The organism is Paenibacillus tepidiphilus (genome assembly GCF_008635795.1).
GTDB lineage: Bacteria > Bacillota > Bacilli > Paenibacillales > Paenibacillaceae > Paenibacillus_AQ > Paenibacillus_AQ tepidiphilus.
Genome location: NZ_VWRQ01000004.1, coordinates 195956 through 212077 on the forward strand (window position 1 = coordinate 195956; position 16122 = coordinate 212077).

Consider the following 16122-nt stretch of genomic DNA (forward strand, 5'->3'; position numbering starts at 1 on the left):
GTGGAAAGCAAAACTTACGAGAGACTTCAAGAAACGCTGTATTACGAGGTAATGGATAACGGGTTACAGGTATACGTATTGCCAAAGCCAACTTTTAAGAAAACCTATGCCACCTTTGCTACCAAATATGGCTCTGTGGATAATCATTTCCGTGTGGAGGGGGGAGAAGAGACCCGGGTTCCTGACGGCATCGCCCATTTTCTGGAGCATAAGATGTTCGAGGAGCCCGAAGGAGACATCTTCGCGACCTTTGCTTCAAACGGGGCATCAGCGAACGCTTTTACCAGCTTCGACCAGACAGTATATTTGTTCTCTGCTACAGAGAATATTGAGACCAACCTCACAACCTTGGTTGACTTTGTGCAGCGTCCATACTTTACCGACGAGAATGTGGAGAAGGAAAAGGGCATTATCGGCCAGGAGATCAATATGTATGCCGACAATCCCGACTGGCGGGTCTATTTCGGCCTGATTGAGGCGATGTATTCCAAGCACCCGGTGCATATTGATATTGCCGGAACGGTGGAGTCGATCAGCACAATTACCAAAGAGACACTCTATACGTGCTACAACTCGTTTTACCATCCGAGCAATATGCTGCTGTTCATTGTCGGCGGTGTCGATCCCGAGCAAGTATTCACCCTGATCCGCAGTAACCAGAACACCAAATCGTACGGCAAGCAGGGACAGATTGAACGGCTTTTCGAGCCGGAGCCGGCCGAGGTGGCCAATAAGTGGAAAGAGTGCAAGCTCGCTGTATCCATGCCCAAATGTCTGTTCGGATTCAAGGAAAAGGCAACAGGACTGACCGGTCCGGATGCCGTACGGCGTGATCTCACGACCAAGCTGATGCTGGATCTGCTCTTCGGAAGCAGCACGGAGCTGTATCAGAAGCTATATAATGAAGATCTGATTTCTGACAGCTTCAGCCATGAATTCAACAGTTCGCCGCAGTACGCCTTTTCTGCTGTGGGCGGTGATACGAAGGATCCGGGGAGACTGATGGAGCGGATCAAAGAGGAAGTATCATCCCTTCTGGAAAGCGGATTTGCTGCGAAGGATTTCGAACGTGCCCGGAAAAAGAAAATCGGGGGTTATCTGCGGATGCTGAATTCTCCGGAAAATATCGCCCATGAATTTACGCGCTACCAATTCCGCGGCGGTGATTTGTTCGAGGTGCTTCCGGTGTATGAATCCATTACTCTTGAGGATGTGAACGCCCGGCTGCGCGAGCATGTCGCTTGGGAGCAGATGTCCGTATCGCTTGTGGTGAGTCCGTAATGGCTTCTCTGGGAGAGAGCGGCAAACCCATCAAGGAAATGACGGTGCTGATCACCGGAGGCAGCGGGGGAATCGGGGGGGCGATCGCTGAGCGATTCGCCTCCGTTGGCATGAATATTGTCATTCATTATATGAATTCGCATGAAGCGGCCAATGAAGTGGCGCGGCGCTGCATGGCGCTTGGCGCCAAGGTGCTGACGGTAGCGGCCGATGTCCGCGACCGCAGCCAGCTGCTGAGGATGGCGGAGCGGCTGGAGGGCAGCGGCATGCTCCCGGATATCCTGGTGAACAATGCCGGAAAGGCCCATTACGGGATGCTGGCCGATGTGACAGAAGAGGAATGGGATGATATTATGGCCGTCAACCTCAAGGGGACTTTCTTGTGCAGCCAAATCTTTATGCGACCTATGGTCTCCCAGCGGTTCGGGCGGATTATTAATGTCTCTTCCGTCTGGGGCATTTCAGGGGCTTCCTGCGAGGTGGCTTATTCGGCCAGCAAAGGCGGCATCAATGCATTCACCAAAGCGCTGGCGAAGGAGCTGGCGCCTTCCGGAGTGACGGTGAATGCCGTTGCCCCGGGAGCGGTCAACACCTCCATGCTCTCCAATCTGCAGGAGGATGAGATGCGCATGCTTGAGGAGGAAATTCCGGCCGGGCGGCTTGCGTCTCCGGAGGAAATTTCTTCGCTGGTTTACTTTCTGGCCCTGCCGGAGTCGGGCTACATCACCGGGCAGATCATCAGCCCGAACGGCGGCTGGATTACCTGAACCCCGGAGCTGCAGGACTGGCGAAATGCTCCAGCATAAGAAGTATCGCGCGGACACATATTAATATTGTTGCTTTTAAATCTCACGTAAACGGCGTCCCTTATCCAAGGCAGGCGGCCGTAACCTTGAAGGAGGATTTAAGATGTCAACAGAGTCCGTAGTAAAGAACTTTGATACCTGGAAGCATTTTCTCGGCGAGAAGGTCATTCAGGCCGAAAAAATGGGGATGAGCGATGAGACCATCTCCAAGCTGGCTTACGAAATCGGGGAATTCCTCGACAAGAAAGTCGATCCCGGGAACTATTCCAACCGGGCGATCAAAGAGCTATGGGATGTCGGCAACGACGCGGAGAAGCACACGATCGCTTCCCTGATGGTCAAGCTGGCGAAGACAAACGCATAGCATGCGGAACAAGCTCCCGTCAGGGAGCTTTTCTGCAATTATTACAGAGGCAGCCTTGCCTTTCAAATGTATTTTATATATCATTAACATGACCCGTGTTTCAGAACACTTTACGGAAGCCGGTTTTTTTGCTGTTTGGCGGAAAGTGTCGGGAAATGGAATCTATGAGGTGCTTTAGGTGGAATATAAACAGTGGTATATGGAGTACAAGATACATAAGAACAGACCCGGTTTGCTCGGTGATATTGCGTCCATGCTCGGTATGCTGGAGGTCAACATTCTGACCATTAACGGTGTGGAGGGAAAGACCCGCGGCATGCTGCTGGAAACAAGCGACGATGAGAAGATCATGCTGATGGGCGAAATGCTCAAGAAGGTTGACAATATAACTGTGACGGCGCTGCGTTCTCCCCGTCTGGTCGACAAGCTGGCCGTCCGTCACGGACGGTATATCGACCGTGATTCCGATGACCGCAAGACCTTCCGTTTTACCCGCGATGAGCTTGGACTGCTGGTTGACTTCCTCGGCGAGCTGTTTAAACGGGAGGGGAATCAGGTTATAGGACTACGTGGCATGCCCCGCGTAGGCAAGACCGAATCCATTATCGCGGGAAGCGTCTGTGCGATGAAGCGGTGGACGTTTGTTTCCTCGACGCTGCTGCGGCAGACCGTCCGCAGCCAGCTGGCCGAGGACGAAATGAATCCGAATAATGTATTTATTATCGACGGCATCGTCAGTACGATCCGTTCCAATGAGAAGCATTATAATCTGCTGCAGCAGGTGATGAACATGCCAAGCACGAAGGTGATTGAGCATCCGGACATTTTTGTACGGGAATCAGAGTATACCTTTGATGATTTCGACATTATTATCGAATTGCGCAATACACCGAACGAGGAGATCCAGTATGAGTCGTTTACAGCTTATACCGACGATCTTTGAGATACGATTCATAACTAATTTTCAGGAGGTGATGGTATATGTCGGAACTGGGCCGGCATTTGAAAGAGGCGCGCCTGCAAAAGGGCATGAGCCTCGATGATGTCCAGGAAGTCACAAAAATTCGCAAAAAGTATTTGGAAGCCATCGAAGCGGGCGATTACACGGTACTGCCGGGGAGCTTCTATGTCCGCGCATTTATCAAAACCTATGCGGAGGCTGTCGGTGTCAATCCGGACGAGCTGATGGAGGAGCACGGCAATGTACCCGCTGCGCCTCCGGACACTACAATGGAGACCGTCATTCAGAAGCGCAGCCGCAGATCGGATACGCAGCGGAACACCAAATGGCTGCCGACCGTCCTGATGTGGACCTTTCCGATATTGATCGTTGCCGTGATCTATATTTACGCATCGAATAGCTGGAATAAGTCGGATTCTGCAACAGTCGACTCTTCCAATGTCACCCATGAGTCGCAGAATCCTTCCGAGGCGACGCCGTCGCCGACGGCGGTAGGTGGCGGTATTGCCCCTTCAGCATCGGCCGGCACCGAAGGATCACCTGAGCCGACCGTGGCTCCGACGGCTTCACCGACGCCGAGTCCATCACCGACCACACAGCCAGTGGCCGTTACGGAAGACGGCAAATCGGGCAAAACGACCAAATTCAAAGTATCGGCACCTGCGGGCAGCGCCATCGAAGTGAAGATCGCTGCCACCGGAACGAGCTGGCTGGAGGTATACCGGGGTGAGAACTCCAAAGGCGAGAAGCTAAGCTTCGGTAATACCGCCGACGGTGACAATATGACCTTTACGCTGGATGCCCAAGGCATGTACATCAAATCCGGTTATTCACCGGCTACCGTGATTACCGTTAACGGCCAGGTGATTACTGACGGCAAGACATCCTCACGGCTGCTGCTGCAGCTGGATAACGGAACGGAAGCCGGAAGCGGTGAACCGCAAAGTACGGAAGCTGGCGGCGATAATGACGATGGGAATGATGACGGCGGAGAATAACAGTCAGGTATAGTTTTCGGGTGAATGGAGAACCTAAGAGTGATTTACAGTTCTTTCGCCAGAAGAGAGGTGTATTCACTCATGACCGTCAGCTGGATTGTAACGGGGCTGGGTATCATTGTCAGCCTTCTCGGCTATTACTTGACGCCAAGCGCCTGGGGCTATGGAATTCTTGGCTTCGGATTAGCGCATGTCGTGCTGGGGATTCTGGACATGTTCCGGGCTCCCGCCCGCAGCAGATAGTACCTATGTACCGGCGCCTCCCACAGGTCAAACTGCGGGAGGCGTGTTTTGCCTGTTCTTCTTCCATTATTAGACTTGGCAGCGACTTTTTCATATAATAAGAGCAGTATAAATGTAAACAAAGGACGTGGAACAATGGCCTCGGAAAGTGCATTCGATATTGTGTCCAAAATGGACATGCAGGAATTGACCAACGCTGTCAATCAGACGGAGAAAGAAATCGCGAACCGTTTTGATTTCAAGAACAGCAAGAGCAGCCTGAAGCTGGAGAAGGACGCACTGATTATCGCTTCTGAAGATGAATACAAGCTGAATGCCGTCATCGACATTTTGCAGTCCAAGATGGTAAAGCGCGGAATTACGCTCAAGAATATGGACTTCGGCAAAATCGAGCCGGCAGCTTCCGGTACTGTCCGTCAGCGTCTGGGCCTCAAGCAGGGGATTGACCAGGAGAACGCCAAGAAGATTAATATCCTGATCCGTGATTCCAAGCTCAAGGTGAAGAGCCAAATCCAGGGCGATCAAATCCGGGTAACCGGAAAGAGCAGGGACGATCTGCAGCAAATTATCCACCTGCTCCGTAACGCGGATCTGCCGCTTGATCTCCAGTTTAACAATTTCAAATAACTCCATGTGCCCCGCGGTGCTGCTAACTGCCTATGCGGGGTGCTTTGTGTTTGTTTTGACACTTACATAGGGCTATAATATACTAGCTTAAGCAGTTTCGCAGAAAATTGTGGAATTTCGGATTCGTAAGGACCAGGGGAGGAACTTCAGTGAATTTGCCCAACCGCATCACCTTAGCGCGTATTTTTCTTATTCCGATCATGATGATTTTCCTGCTGGCGGACTTCAGCTTTTTCCCTGAACCGATCCATTGGGGCTCCTTTGAGCTTTCGATAAATCACCTGATCGCAGCTCTGATCTTCCTGCTGGCGGCCAGCACGGACGGTATCGACGGTTACATCGCGCGCAAATATAATATGGTCACCAATCTTGGAAAGCTGCTGGACCCGTTGGCGGACAAGCTGCTTGTCTCCGCTGTGCTGATCTCGCTGGTGGAAATGGGGAAATGCGATTCCTGGATCGCCGTTGTCATCATCAGCCGCGAGTTTGCCGTGACCGGACTTCGTCAGGTTGCTCTCTTGGAAGGAAAGGTGATGGCCGCCGGCAAATGGGGCAAGATCAAGACCGTGGTCCAGATTGTTGCCATTTCACTTCTGCTGCTCAACAATTTTCCGTTCCAGTTTATCAGCATCCCTGTAGACGATATTGCGATTTGGGCGGCTGCGTTGATTACGATTTATTCGGGTATTGATTACTTTGTGAAGAACAAAGAGATATTAAAGTCGCATGAAGCCTAGAGTGTACTTCATACTGTAACCAGAAGGAGGAAGCCGGCTATGAAAGCGGAAATTATCGCCGTAGGCACAGAACTTTTATTGGGACAAATTGTAAACAGCAACGGGCAGTTTTTATCGGTGGAGCTGGCTGCCCTGGGGGTTGATGTCTACTTTCAAACGGTGGTTGGAGACAATAGCAGCCGTATTCAACAAGCTATTGAAATCGCCCAAGGCCGGGCCGATATTATCTTGTTCACAGGCGGCATCGGCCCAACCGAGGATGATCTGACCAAAGATGCGCTTGCTGCGGCACTGGGTCGTACGCTCCATATCGATCATCTGGCCATGGATCATGTACAGCGTTTCTTCGACGAACGCAAGATTACCATGACTGAGAATAACCGCAAGCAGGCGCTGGTCATCGAAGGAAGCACGCCGCTGGCCAATGAAATTGGCCTTGCCGTCGGTTTGGCCCTCGCTCATGAGAATAAATATTATATTGTACTGCCAGGTCCGCCCCGGGAGATGAAGCCGATGTTCACGGACAAGGTTAAGCCTTGGCTGCAGCAGCATGCACTTACCGATGAAATGCCGATTTACTCCAAGATGCTGAAGTTCGCCGGAATTGGCGAGTCGCTGCTGGAGGACAAGCTGATTGATCTCATCCGCAACCAGACGGACCCCACAATTGCTCCCTATGCCAAAGAAGGCGAGGTCACGGTGCGCATTTCGACCAAAGCGCCTTCCGAACGTGAAGCGATGGTGAAGCTGGATGCCCTGGAGAAGAAGATTCAGGAACTGCTGCCTGAGTATATGTATGCCAATATTGATGTGCCACTGGAACAGCTGATTGTGGACTGGATGGCTGATGCAGGGCTGACGATGAGCGCGGCGGAGAGCTGCACGGGCGGACTTCTCATGGAGAGCATCACCAGAACTCCGGGGAGCGCCTCAATGTTCCTCGGCGGAATCGTCTGCTATTCCAATGAAATGAAGAAGAAGCTGCTGAATGTGCCGGCCTCGCTGCTGGAGGGACCGGATGCCGCAGGTGCGGTAAGTCCGGAAGTGGCCGAGGTACTGGCGGAGCAGGTGCGGATGATCGCCGACAGCGATTTCGGCTTGTCCGTAACCGGCGTGGCCGGACCCGGTTACTCGGAACGTAAGCCTGTGGGTCTGGTATATGTGGGGCTGGCCGAACGCGGCCGCAAGACAGAGGTTTACGAGCTGAACCTCAAGGGCACGCGCGAGAACATCCGGCTGCGCTCCGTCAAGGCGCTTCTATACCGTCTCTGGCGCCGGCTGGAAGCGCGCAAGGTAGAGACGCCGCTTGAAGGCTCGGCCTTGCAATAACATGCTCTATTGGGGTATAATTGGATATACGGAAGAACCGTGGCAATGAGAATCCTTTGCTGCGGTTTTTTGTTTGTTTCCTAGGCCATACACTCGCTGAAGAGGCTCCGGAGCCAAAAAAACGAATGTATGTTCGAAAAAAAGCTTGGCAAGACCCTCAAAACACGGTATTATAATACTATAAACAAGTGAAGGAAGTGGTCTGATTGTCAGATCGTCGTGCAGCGCTGGATATGGCGCTTCGTCAAATAGAAAAACAATTTGGTAAAGGCTCGATCATGAAGCTGGGCGAATCCAACCACATGAAAGTGGAAGTAGTACCCAGCGGAGCTTTGGCACTTGATATTGCTTTGGGTATCGGCGGATTCCCCAAAGGACGCATTATTGAAGTATACGGACCGGAATCTTCCGGTAAGACAACGGTTGCGCTGCATGCCATCGCCGAGGTTCAGAAGGTTGGCGGACAAGCCGCTTTCATCGACGCGGAGCATGCGCTTGACCCTAAATATGCCAGCGCTCTGGGCGTAAATATCGATGAACTGCTGCTCTCGCAGCCGGACACGGGCGAACAGGCACTGGAAATTGCCGAAGCGCTGGTGCGCAGCGGCGCGGTGGATATCATTGTCGTTGACTCTGTCGCAGCACTGGTTCCGAAGGCTGAAATTGAAGGCGATATGGGCGACTCCCACGTCGGTTTGCAGGCTCGTCTGATGTCCCAGGCTCTGCGCAAGCTGTCCGGTGCGATTAACAAATCCAACACCATTGCCATCTTCATTAACCAGCTTCGTGAGAAGATCGGTGTGATGTTCGGTAACCCGGAGACTACGCCTGGCGGACGCGCCCTGAAGTTCTATTCATCAGTGCGGCTGGATGTACGCCGTGTAGAGAGCATCAAGATGGGCAACGACGTTGTGGGTAACCGCACAAGAATCAAGGTGGTAAAGAACAAGGTTGCACCTCCGTTCAAGCAAGCGGATGTAGATATTATGTACGGCGAAGGCATTTCCAAGGAAGGCAGCCTTGTCGATATCGGTACGGAAATGGACATCATCAACAAGAGCGGCGCCTGGTATTCCTATGAAGGCGAACGTCTTGGCCAGGGCCGTGAGAACTCCAAGCAGTTCCTGAAGGAGCATCCGGAAATTGCACTGGTGATTGAGAACAAGATCCGCGAAGCGAGCAGCCTGTCGACGATTGTGGCATCGCCAACCGAAGCGGAGATTGCTGCAGAGAAAGAGGAAGAAGAGAACCTGTTGCTGGAAATTGAATAACCTGGAATTGAATAAGCTGGAATGAATAATTCCGTACTGCAGAAGTGCGCCCTGTGATGAATTTTTACAGGGCGCTTTTAATTTAAAGTATCTTGTGAAGGATCTAGACGAATCAGAGGTGACATAGAGAGATGGTAATACAACTGAATCCGGAGCCGGAAGAGGAGAAGGGCTCGATACTCGCTGATTTTCCCGATCATGAACAACTGGTCATTACGCGGGTGGAACGGCAGAAGAAAGCGGATCACCGCTATGTTATACACTTCGGCGCTTACAGCATGACGGTCCATGAAGACGTCATGATCAAATATCGGATGATTACAGGCGGCTCCTTCCTGAAAGACGAACTGGAAGAGATCGTAGTTGCCGACGAGCGGCAGCGAGCATATGTGGAAGGATTGCGCTATCTGGGACTTAAACCGCGGACTGCGGAGGAAATCGCCCGCCGTTTACGGCAGAAGGAAATCGGGGAGACTATTATTGCCGAGGTTCTGCAGCGCCTGGAGCAGGAGCGTTTGGTCGATGACGGGTTGTACGCCAGGGCATGGGCAGAGCAGCGTTTATTAAACCAGAAGAAGGGCAAGCTATGGATTCGCCAGGAGCTGCGCGACAAAGGGGTCGATAAGTCGCTGATCGCCGAGGCGCTGGAGAATATCTCGCCGGAGCAGGAACTGGAAAGCGCGCTTCAGACAGGGCGGAAGAAATGGAATGCGCTCCGCGGCGAAGCGAGAGAGAAGTATAACAAGACAGGCGCGTTCCTGATGCGGCGCGGCTATTCGGGTGAACTGGTCCGCCGTGTGCTGAATCTATTGATGCAGGAAGCGGATACGGATGAGGACGCTGAAGAATTCTACATTTCGGACTGATTGTCTTGACTTTCCCGGAGCTTTCGACTCTCTTGACAATGTCATTTTATAAATAATAAAATATAACATGAATCGGCAAAGATAAGAAGTCCTTTTTCCTTCCCAAAAAGCTGACCTTTCTTTTCGGTTCACGTACAACTCATATGAAATGTAATCGCCGTGAATGGCGGGCAATGTGCATGTGCAGCATGTGCAGTATGGCAATCGGTGTATTACCGGTTTTTTGTATGGTGATGAACGGATAGTTTAACAACTGCACAAGTACCAAGGGTTGTTCCTTGGAGGAACCAACGAGGAGGTGAACTAGATGGTATCATGGATCTGGGTCATAATAATCGTTCTCGTTGTAGCTGCAATTTTCTTTGGATTCGGTTATTTTATTCGTAAATCCCTTGCAGAAGCTAAAATTTCAAGCGCCGAGAAGGAAGCTGTCGTCATCGTGGAGAACGCGAAGAAGGAAGCAGAGGCGCTGAAGAAGGAAACGGTACTCGAGGCTAAGGACGAGGTCCACAGAATTCGTACTGAAGCTGAAAAAGAAACTCGTGAACGTCGGAACGAAATCCAACGTCAAGAGAGACGTTTGCTGCAAAAGGAAGAAACGCTGGATAAAAAAATGGAATCGCTTGAACGAAAAGAAGAACAAGTAGCTAACAAAGAGAAACGAATCGATGAGACCCAACAGCAAATTGATGTTATTTACAAGAAACAGGTCACAGAATTGGAGCGTATCTCCAATCTGAGTATCGATGATGCCAGAAGTATCATTCTCAGCAATGTCGAGCAGGAAGTGCGTCACGAAACCGCACAGATGATCAAGGAGATTGAACAGCAGGCCAAGGAAGAAGCGGATAAGAAAGCCCGTGAAATTATCACCCTGGCGATTCAGCGCTGTGCAGCTGATCATGTGGCAGAGACGACGGTGTCTGTCGTGACCTTGCCGAATGAAGAGATGAAGGGCCGGATTATCGGTCGTGAAGGACGGAACATCCGCGCGCTGGAGACTCTTACTGGTATTGATCTCATTATTGATGATACGCCGGAAGCGGTAATTTTGTCGGGATTTGATCCGATCCGCCGTGAGGTGGCCCGGACAGCACTGGAGAAACTCGTGGCTGATGGACGTATCCATCCGGCTCGTATTGAGGAAATGGTGGAGAAATCCCGCAAGGAAGTTGATGAACGGATTCGCGAATACGGTGAACAAGCTACCTTTGAGGTTGGCGTTCACGGTCTGCATCCGGACCTCATCAAGATTCTTGGCCGTTTGAAATTCCGTACGAGCTACGGTCAAAATGTACTGAAACACTCAATGGAAGTTGCTTATTTGAGTGGACTGATGGCCAGTGAGCTTGGGGAAGACATTGTGCTAGCAAAACGTGCCGGATTGCTTCATGATATCGGTAAGGCGCTTGACCACGAAGTGGAAGGCTCACATGTGGAAATTGGCGTCGAACTGGCGAAGAAATACAAAGAGCATCCGGTAGTCATCAACAGCATTGCATCGCATCACGGCGATTGCGAGGCCACCTCGGTCATCGCGATGCTGGTCGGCGCAGCGGATGCGCTGTCGGCCGCACGGCCGGGCGCACGGCGCGAGACGCTGGAGACTTACATCAAACGTCTGGAGAAGCTGGAGGAAATCTCCGAAAGCTTCGAAGGTGTCGAGAAATCTTATGCCATCCAGGCGGGCCGCGAGGTTCGCGTTATGGTGCAGCCTGAGAAGATCGATGATGCAGAAGCCTTCCGTCTGGCTCGCGATATTACGAAGACTATTGAAAGTGAACTGGATTATCCGGGTCATATCAAGGTTACCGTTATCCGCGAGACGCGGGCTGTCGAATATGCCAAATAGTATGCGGACACGCTGTATCTCTATTCGTAGAGAGTGCACGGGTTCTGCAGCAGGAGAATTGGTCCCCTCTAGGGACCTTTTTTCTTTCAAGGATTCCACATTACGGAGGATTCAGCATCAGGCTATAGGAGGAGAACATTATTAAAGTACTATTTATCGGTGATATCGTAGGGAATACAGGCAGAAAAGCGCTGCGCGAAATGCTGCCTTCTCTCAAGAGCAAATACCAGCCGCATATTATCATCGTCAACGGTGAGAATGCAGCGGCGGGACGGGGGATCACCTCGGCGATTGCCAATGAATTCTTCAACTGGGGCGTGCATGGGATCACGCTGGGCAACCATACCTGGGACAACAGGGATATCTTTGAATTTATTGATGATGAACCGCGGATGATCCGGCCGGCCAATTTCCCTCCGGGAACTCCGGGCAGAGGGTATACAGTGGTGAAGGGAAACGGCAAACAATTGGCCATCGTCAACTTGCAGGGACGGACGTTCTTGCCGGCTATTGATGATCCTTTCCGGATCGGCGAGGAGATTGTGGACGAGCTGCGCCGCGACCATAAATGCATTCTGGTCGATTTCCATGCCGAAGCTACCTCCGAGAAGATTGCTATGGGATATTTTATGGATGGCCGCGCTTCTATTGTCGTGGGAACCCATACCCATGTGCAGAGCAATGATGATGTAATTCTGCCGGGAGGTACGGCGTACTTGACCGATGCCGGCATGGTTGGTTCAAGGGAAGGAATTTTGGGTATGGAAAAAGATGCAGTTCTTTACAAATTCACTACCCAGCTTCCGGCCCGATTTGTTGTCGATGAGGGGAAATGGCAGCTGCACGGGTTGTTCGCAGAGATTGACGAGACTACCGGTAAGGCAACACGTCTGGAGAAGATCAGACTGCGTGAAGATGAATGGGTTATGAGCTAGTATAGGAATTGGTGAATAGGTATTTCGGGAATATTCACTATTAATTGGTCGTAGTGTGATCTTTTTTATATCGAAAAAGAGTATCTTTTGTACCATTTTCTCCAGAGTAGTCCGCAAAAAGAAGGAATTATTTCTTCTCTCGCGAATAACATCTACAGTAGTGGAAGAAGAACACCATTATTTTTCCCAGGGGAGGTACTTACTATGGATGTATTAAAAGTATCAGCTAAATCCAATCCTAATTCCGTTGCCGGCGCATTAGCAGGTGTTCTTCGTGAACGTGGATCGGCCGAGCTACAAGCCATTGGAGCAGGAGCATTGAACCAAGCAGTCAAAGCTGTTGCCATTGCCCGGGGATTTGTTGCACCCAGCGGCGTCGATCTGGTCTGCATTCCGGCATTCACCGACATTGTCATTGACGGAGAAGACCGGACAGCGATCAAGCTTATAGTAGAACCGAGATAAGATGAACTTGTTAATTGGAACCTGTTTACACTGTAAACAGGTTTTTTGCTATACAGGAAAAGAACATGGAAATCATACATATACTTTATAGAATGAGTGATAGGAGTACTGCCAGACGGAAGAGCGGAAGAGGGATGATAATGGAGAGCAAGCTCAGGGTGGCTGATTTTCATTGTGATGTGCTCAGCAAGCTGCAAGCGGCCCCGGAACTGGATTTCCGGAACGATTCGCGTCTTGATGTTACGCTGGAGCGGCTTCAGGCGGGCGGTGTGCAGCTTCAGGTGTTTGCGGTGTATTTGTCAGAACGCAGAGGGCGGCCGTGTATCGAGGATGTACTGGGGCAATTGGAGCTGTTCCGGCTAAAGGTGACCGGTGTGGACGGGCTCAGTTGGCTGCGCTGGAAGGAAGATGCTGTGCAAAGCGATGCCGGAGACCGGCCCATGGCCCTGCTTTCCTTGGAAGGCGTCGATGGACTGGAAGGCAATCTTTGGTATGCACAGGTGCTCTTCGAACTGGGCGTTCGCCTGATGGGGATTACCTGGAATTATGCCAATTGGGCGGCGGACGGGGTGCTGGAGCCAAGGGGCGGCGGATTTACGGTAAAAGGACGGCAATTGGTCGACTGGTGTAACGAAAGCGGGATGCTGCTGGATGTGTCGCATTTGGCGGAAGCGGGCTTCTGGGAGCTGGCTGAACGCAGTGAGCGGCCGTTTATCGCTTCACATTCGAATTGTGCCGCCGTCTGCAAGCATGTCCGGAACCTGAACGATGAGCAGATCAAGGCTCTGATTGCGCTGGATGGGCGTATCGGGCTGACTTTTGTGCCTTGGTTCGTGCATGAACGCGGGAAGGTCAAGCGTGAAGACATGCTGAGGCATATCGAGCATATCTGCAGCCTTGGCGGCACGAAGCAGATCATGTTTGGCTCGGATTTTGACGGCATTGATGTCTGGGTCGAGGGTCTTGAGCATCCCGGGCGATATGCCGAGTTCACCGAACTATTGCTGCGTCATTATCCGGAAGAGGACGTACGGGGATGGTTGTATGATAACGCGGCCGTTTACCTGGCGAAGCATTTACCCGGCAAGCTGCATATTTCCTGACAAATAGGTGACATTCTTTGTTGCAGGGTGGAAAAGTGGCAAAAATGGGCTTTCCTTATGCGGAAGGTCTTTTTCTTTTCGGGTAATAAGGAGTATAATGGACAATGGCTTGTACAGATACTAGAGAAAATACAAGGAGTGACTTACAAAATGAGCAAGACTGTACCCGTAGGTGTGTCGGCCCGGCATATTCACCTTACGCAGGAGCACGTGGAGATTCTGTTTGGCGAAGGTTATCAATTGACTGAGTTCAAACCGCTCTCCCAACCAGGACAATTCGCAGCCAATGAACAAGTAGCCGTTATCGGCAGCAAAGGTAAATTTGATAAAGTAAGAATTCTTGGCCCGGCCCGTCCAGCCTCCCAGCTGGAAATTTCGCGCACAGACGCTTTCAGCCTCGGCGTGAAGGCACCGGTTCGTGAATCGGGAGATATTGAAGGAACACCAGGCATTACGCTTAAAGGCCCTGCCGGTGAAGTAGAGCTGGACAAAGGCGTAATCGTAGCAGCCCGTCATATCCACTTCCATACCTCTGAAGCAGCAGCCTGGGGCATTGCCGACAAGCAGCTGCTCAAAGTGCGTCTGGGCGGAGAACGCGGACTGGTACTGGAAAATGTGCTTGCCCGTGTATCCGACAATTTCGCCCTGGATATGCACATTGACACCGACGAAGCCAATGCAGCCGGTGCCAACAACGGCGACACTGCTGAAATTGTAGAATAGTTTCATCCATTAGCGAACAAGCGGAGGAGCAATCCTCCGCTTGTTTTTTGTCCGGTTATAAGAAAGTGTACCTTTCTCGCAGAAACGGTTACTGTTCTGTACAGGACGGCGTAGCCGCTTATACTTGTGTGCTGACAGCTTCTCCCGGAAGCCTTCTTATGAGGTATGTGCCGTGCAGCTGCAAAGCTCTTTGGTCTGAAGCCCGGATGGGGCGGAAGCTTCGCTGCGCTGAACGGCGGCGCGGGATCTGTACCAAGCATAGTTATAGTGCTTTTTACAGTACCCTTTGGCATAGTGCCTGATGTCACAGCCCGGAACCGAGCAGAGTGTGGGATTAACTGATCTTCTTTTACTCATGATGGTTGAAGCGCTCCTTTGTCTACTGAGTGATATTAATTTCAATATACACCAGGGCACTGAACCAATACTGAACAAATTTTCCATGAAATATTTAATATTTAAAATAATTTACTGTTATATCCAATGGCGGGAGTATGCCAATCAGCCGGCTTCAGAAAAACCCGCAGCTCACATGGTAGATGTAAGCTGCGGGTTTATGAGATAGATATAAATCGTAATGACGGGCTTTATCCGGCGAGATAAGCGCCAAGCTCCTCGCGCAGCCCGGTGCTGATCGAGGTCATTGGCAGGCGCAGTGTGTCCGAGGCGATCTCACCGCGGGCGCTGAGCAGCCATTTGATCGGAGCCGGATTCGATTCCTTGAACAGCAGCTGCATCAGCGGCACCAGGGCATCGAACTCAGCCCGGGCTGCTGCGGTGTTGCCGGCTCTGTACAGCTCATAGATACCGAGGAATTTGTCGGTGTGTACATTGGCTGAGGCGAGCATGCCGCCGGACGCTCCATAGCCCAGCATGTCGTAGAAATGCATATCATCGCCGCACAGCACCGGCTTGCAGCCCAGACGCGATAATTCGGAGACAAGCTGCGGGGAGCCGGAGCAGTCCTTCAGTCCAACAACATGCTCCATGTCCAGAATGGTGCGGGCGGTATCCAGGGTCATGCCTACGCCGGAACGGCCGGGAATGTCATAAGCGATAATGGGAACGCCAACTTCGGCGGCTTTACGGAAATGGGCGATAATTCCTTCCTGGGAGGGGCGGCTGTAATAAGGCACAACGACCAGAACGGCATCGGCTCCGGCGTTTGCCGCGAGCTCGGTTCGCTTCACCGTCGATGAGGTATCGTTGGTGCCGGTACCGATGACAAGCGGAATATTGCGGCCTTTCAATAATTCCTGCGAAGCGGTAATGAGGGTCTGTAATTCCTGTATGTTGACTGTCGGCGATTCTCCAGTGGTTCCATTGACGACCAGACCATGAATGTTGTTCTTGATGATGTTGTTCACATATCTCCGATACGATTCCAAATCAATTTCCCCTGCAGCGTCAAAAGGGGTAACTACAGGAACATAAACTCCATAAATCTGCTCTTCTGTTAACATGAACTATCGTCCTCCAAATTTGTGTAGCCTTTTATTCTACTTTACCATGGAATAATGTATCATCGTTATCTATAATAAATGATGTAGGTTATCAATAA

Annotated in this window: 17 protein-coding genes; 16 read left to right on the forward strand and 1 reads right to left on the reverse strand. The window is 51.3% G+C overall.

Annotation, left to right across the window (positions count from 1 at the left end):
- The 16 genes from yfmH (at position 1) to pduL (ending at position 14561) form a co-directional block, all read left to right on the forward strand.
- Entirely contained in the window at positions 1 to 1281 is a 1281-nt protein-coding gene (yfmH, locus tag F1379_RS06875; RefSeq protein ID WP_150267788.1) for an EF-P 5-aminopentanol modification-associated protein YfmH, read from the forward strand.
- The gene (gene ymfI / locus F1379_RS06880) at positions 1281 to 2048 is read left to right on the forward strand and encodes an elongation factor P 5-aminopentanone reductase (protein ID WP_150267790.1); all 768 of its coding nucleotides are present in this window, start codon (positions 1281 to 1283) and stop codon (positions 2046 to 2048) included. Before yfmH ends, ymfI begins: the two co-directional genes overlap by 1 nt.
- 142 nt (positions 2049 to 2190) lie before the next feature.
- Entirely contained in the window at positions 2191 to 2451 is a 261-nt protein-coding gene (locus F1379_RS06885) for a DUF3243 domain-containing protein (RefSeq protein ID WP_150267792.1), read from the forward strand.
- A gap of 178 nt (positions 2452 to 2629) precedes the next feature.
- The gene (locus tag F1379_RS06890; RefSeq protein WP_150267794.1) at positions 2630 to 3394 is read left to right on the forward strand and encodes a DUF3388 domain-containing protein; all 765 of its coding nucleotides are present in this window, start codon (positions 2630 to 2632) and stop codon (positions 3392 to 3394) included.
- Positions 3395 to 3432: 38 nt separating this feature from the next.
- Positions 3433 to 4410 carry a helix-turn-helix domain-containing protein gene (locus F1379_RS06895; protein ID WP_150267795.1) on the forward strand — a complete coding sequence of 326 codons (978 nt, stop codon included), beginning with the start codon at positions 3433 to 3435 and terminating at the stop codon, positions 4408 to 4410.
- A 39-nt stretch (positions 4411 to 4449) separates the two neighbouring features.
- The gene (locus F1379_RS06900; protein ID WP_150267798.1) at positions 4450 to 4653 is read left to right on the forward strand and encodes a hypothetical protein; all 204 of its coding nucleotides are present in this window, start codon (positions 4450 to 4452) and stop codon (positions 4651 to 4653) included.
- Between the two features lie 135 nt (positions 4654 to 4788).
- Positions 4789 to 5280 carry a YajQ family cyclic di-GMP-binding protein gene (locus tag F1379_RS06905; RefSeq protein ID WP_150267800.1) on the forward strand — a complete coding sequence of 164 codons (492 nt, stop codon included), beginning with the start codon at positions 4789 to 4791 and terminating at the stop codon, positions 5278 to 5280.
- A 149-nt stretch (positions 5281 to 5429) separates the two neighbouring features.
- On the forward strand, positions 5430 to 6017 hold the full coding sequence (gene pgsA, locus F1379_RS06910) for a CDP-diacylglycerol--glycerol-3-phosphate 3-phosphatidyltransferase (RefSeq protein WP_150267802.1): 588 nt from the start codon (positions 5430 to 5432) through the stop codon (positions 6015 to 6017).
- Between the two features lie 39 nt (positions 6018 to 6056).
- Entirely contained in the window at positions 6057 to 7346 is a 1290-nt protein-coding gene (locus F1379_RS06915; protein ID WP_150267805.1) for a competence/damage-inducible protein A, read from the forward strand.
- A 206-nt stretch (positions 7347 to 7552) separates the two neighbouring features.
- Entirely contained in the window at positions 7553 to 8617 is a 1065-nt protein-coding gene (recA, locus tag F1379_RS06920) for a recombinase RecA (RefSeq protein ID WP_150267807.1), read from the forward strand.
- A 131-nt stretch (positions 8618 to 8748) separates the two neighbouring features.
- On the forward strand, positions 8749 to 9483 hold the full coding sequence (locus tag F1379_RS06925) for a regulatory protein RecX (RefSeq protein WP_150267809.1): 735 nt from the start codon (positions 8749 to 8751) through the stop codon (positions 9481 to 9483).
- A 307-nt stretch (positions 9484 to 9790) separates the two neighbouring features.
- Positions 9791 to 11335, forward strand: a complete 1545-nt coding sequence (rny, locus tag F1379_RS06930; protein ID WP_150267811.1) for a ribonuclease Y — start codon at positions 9791 to 9793, stop codon at positions 11333 to 11335.
- Between the two features lie 200 nt (positions 11336 to 11535).
- Complete coding sequence (locus F1379_RS06935) at positions 11536 to 12270, forward strand: TIGR00282 family metallophosphoesterase (protein WP_275262208.1); 735 nt, start codon at positions 11536 to 11538, stop codon at positions 12268 to 12270.
- Positions 12271 to 12474: 204 nt separating this feature from the next.
- Positions 12475 to 12735, forward strand: a complete 261-nt coding sequence (locus F1379_RS06940) for a stage V sporulation protein S (RefSeq protein ID WP_068723905.1) — start codon at positions 12475 to 12477, stop codon at positions 12733 to 12735.
- A gap of 140 nt (positions 12736 to 12875) precedes the next feature.
- Positions 12876 to 13838, forward strand: a complete 963-nt coding sequence (locus tag F1379_RS06945) for a dipeptidase (protein WP_203457053.1) — start codon at positions 12876 to 12878, stop codon at positions 13836 to 13838.
- Positions 13839 to 13988: 150 nt separating this feature from the next.
- Positions 13989 to 14561, forward strand: coding sequence for a phosphate propanoyltransferase (pduL, locus tag F1379_RS06950; protein WP_150267817.1), 573 nt, complete (start codon positions 13989 to 13991; stop codon positions 14559 to 14561).
- Between the two features lie 587 nt (positions 14562 to 15148).
- Here pduL and dapA read toward each other — a convergent pair.
- Positions 15149 to 16024, reverse strand: coding sequence for a 4-hydroxy-tetrahydrodipicolinate synthase (gene dapA, locus F1379_RS06955; RefSeq protein ID WP_150267819.1), 876 nt, complete (start codon positions 16022 to 16024; stop codon positions 15149 to 15151).
- Positions 16025 to 16122 lie beyond the last annotated feature (98 nt).

What these genes read in the sequence shown, in the direction of transcription:
- F1379_RS06925 (WP_150267809.1), top strand. Translation starts at nt 8,749, where the DNA reads ATGGTAATACAACTGAATCCGGAGCCGGAAGAGGAGAAGGGCTCGATA.
- F1379_RS06945 (WP_203457053.1), top strand. Translation starts at nt 12,876, where the DNA reads ATGGAGAGCAAGCTCAGGGTGGCTGATTTTCATTGTGATGTGCTCAGC.
- F1379_RS06905 (WP_150267800.1), top strand. Translation starts at nt 4,789, where the DNA reads ATGGCCTCGGAAAGTGCATTCGATATTGTGTCCAAAATGGACATGCAG.
- pduL (WP_150267817.1), top strand. Translation starts at nt 13,989, where the DNA reads ATGAGCAAGACTGTACCCGTAGGTGTGTCGGCCCGGCATATTCACCTT.
- rny (WP_150267811.1), top strand. Translation starts at nt 9,791, where the DNA reads ATGGTATCATGGATCTGGGTCATAATAATCGTTCTCGTTGTAGCTGCA.
- F1379_RS06940 (WP_068723905.1), top strand. Translation starts at nt 12,475, where the DNA reads ATGGATGTATTAAAAGTATCAGCTAAATCCAATCCTAATTCCGTTGCC.
- F1379_RS06935 (WP_275262208.1), top strand. Translation starts at nt 11,536, where the DNA reads ATGCTGCCTTCTCTCAAGAGCAAATACCAGCCGCATATTATCATCGTC.
- F1379_RS06895 (WP_150267795.1), top strand. Translation starts at nt 3,433, where the DNA reads ATGTCGGAACTGGGCCGGCATTTGAAAGAGGCGCGCCTGCAAAAGGGC.
- ymfI (WP_150267790.1), top strand. Translation starts at nt 1,281, where the DNA reads ATGGCTTCTCTGGGAGAGAGCGGCAAACCCATCAAGGAAATGACGGTG.
- F1379_RS06885 (WP_150267792.1), top strand. Translation starts at nt 2,191, where the DNA reads ATGTCAACAGAGTCCGTAGTAAAGAACTTTGATACCTGGAAGCATTTT.
- dapA (WP_150267819.1), bottom strand. Translation starts at nt 16,024, where the DNA reads ATGTTAACAGAAGAGCAGATTTATGGAGTTTATGTTCCTGTAGTTACC.
- F1379_RS06915 (WP_150267805.1), top strand. Translation starts at nt 6,057, where the DNA reads ATGAAAGCGGAAATTATCGCCGTAGGCACAGAACTTTTATTGGGACAA.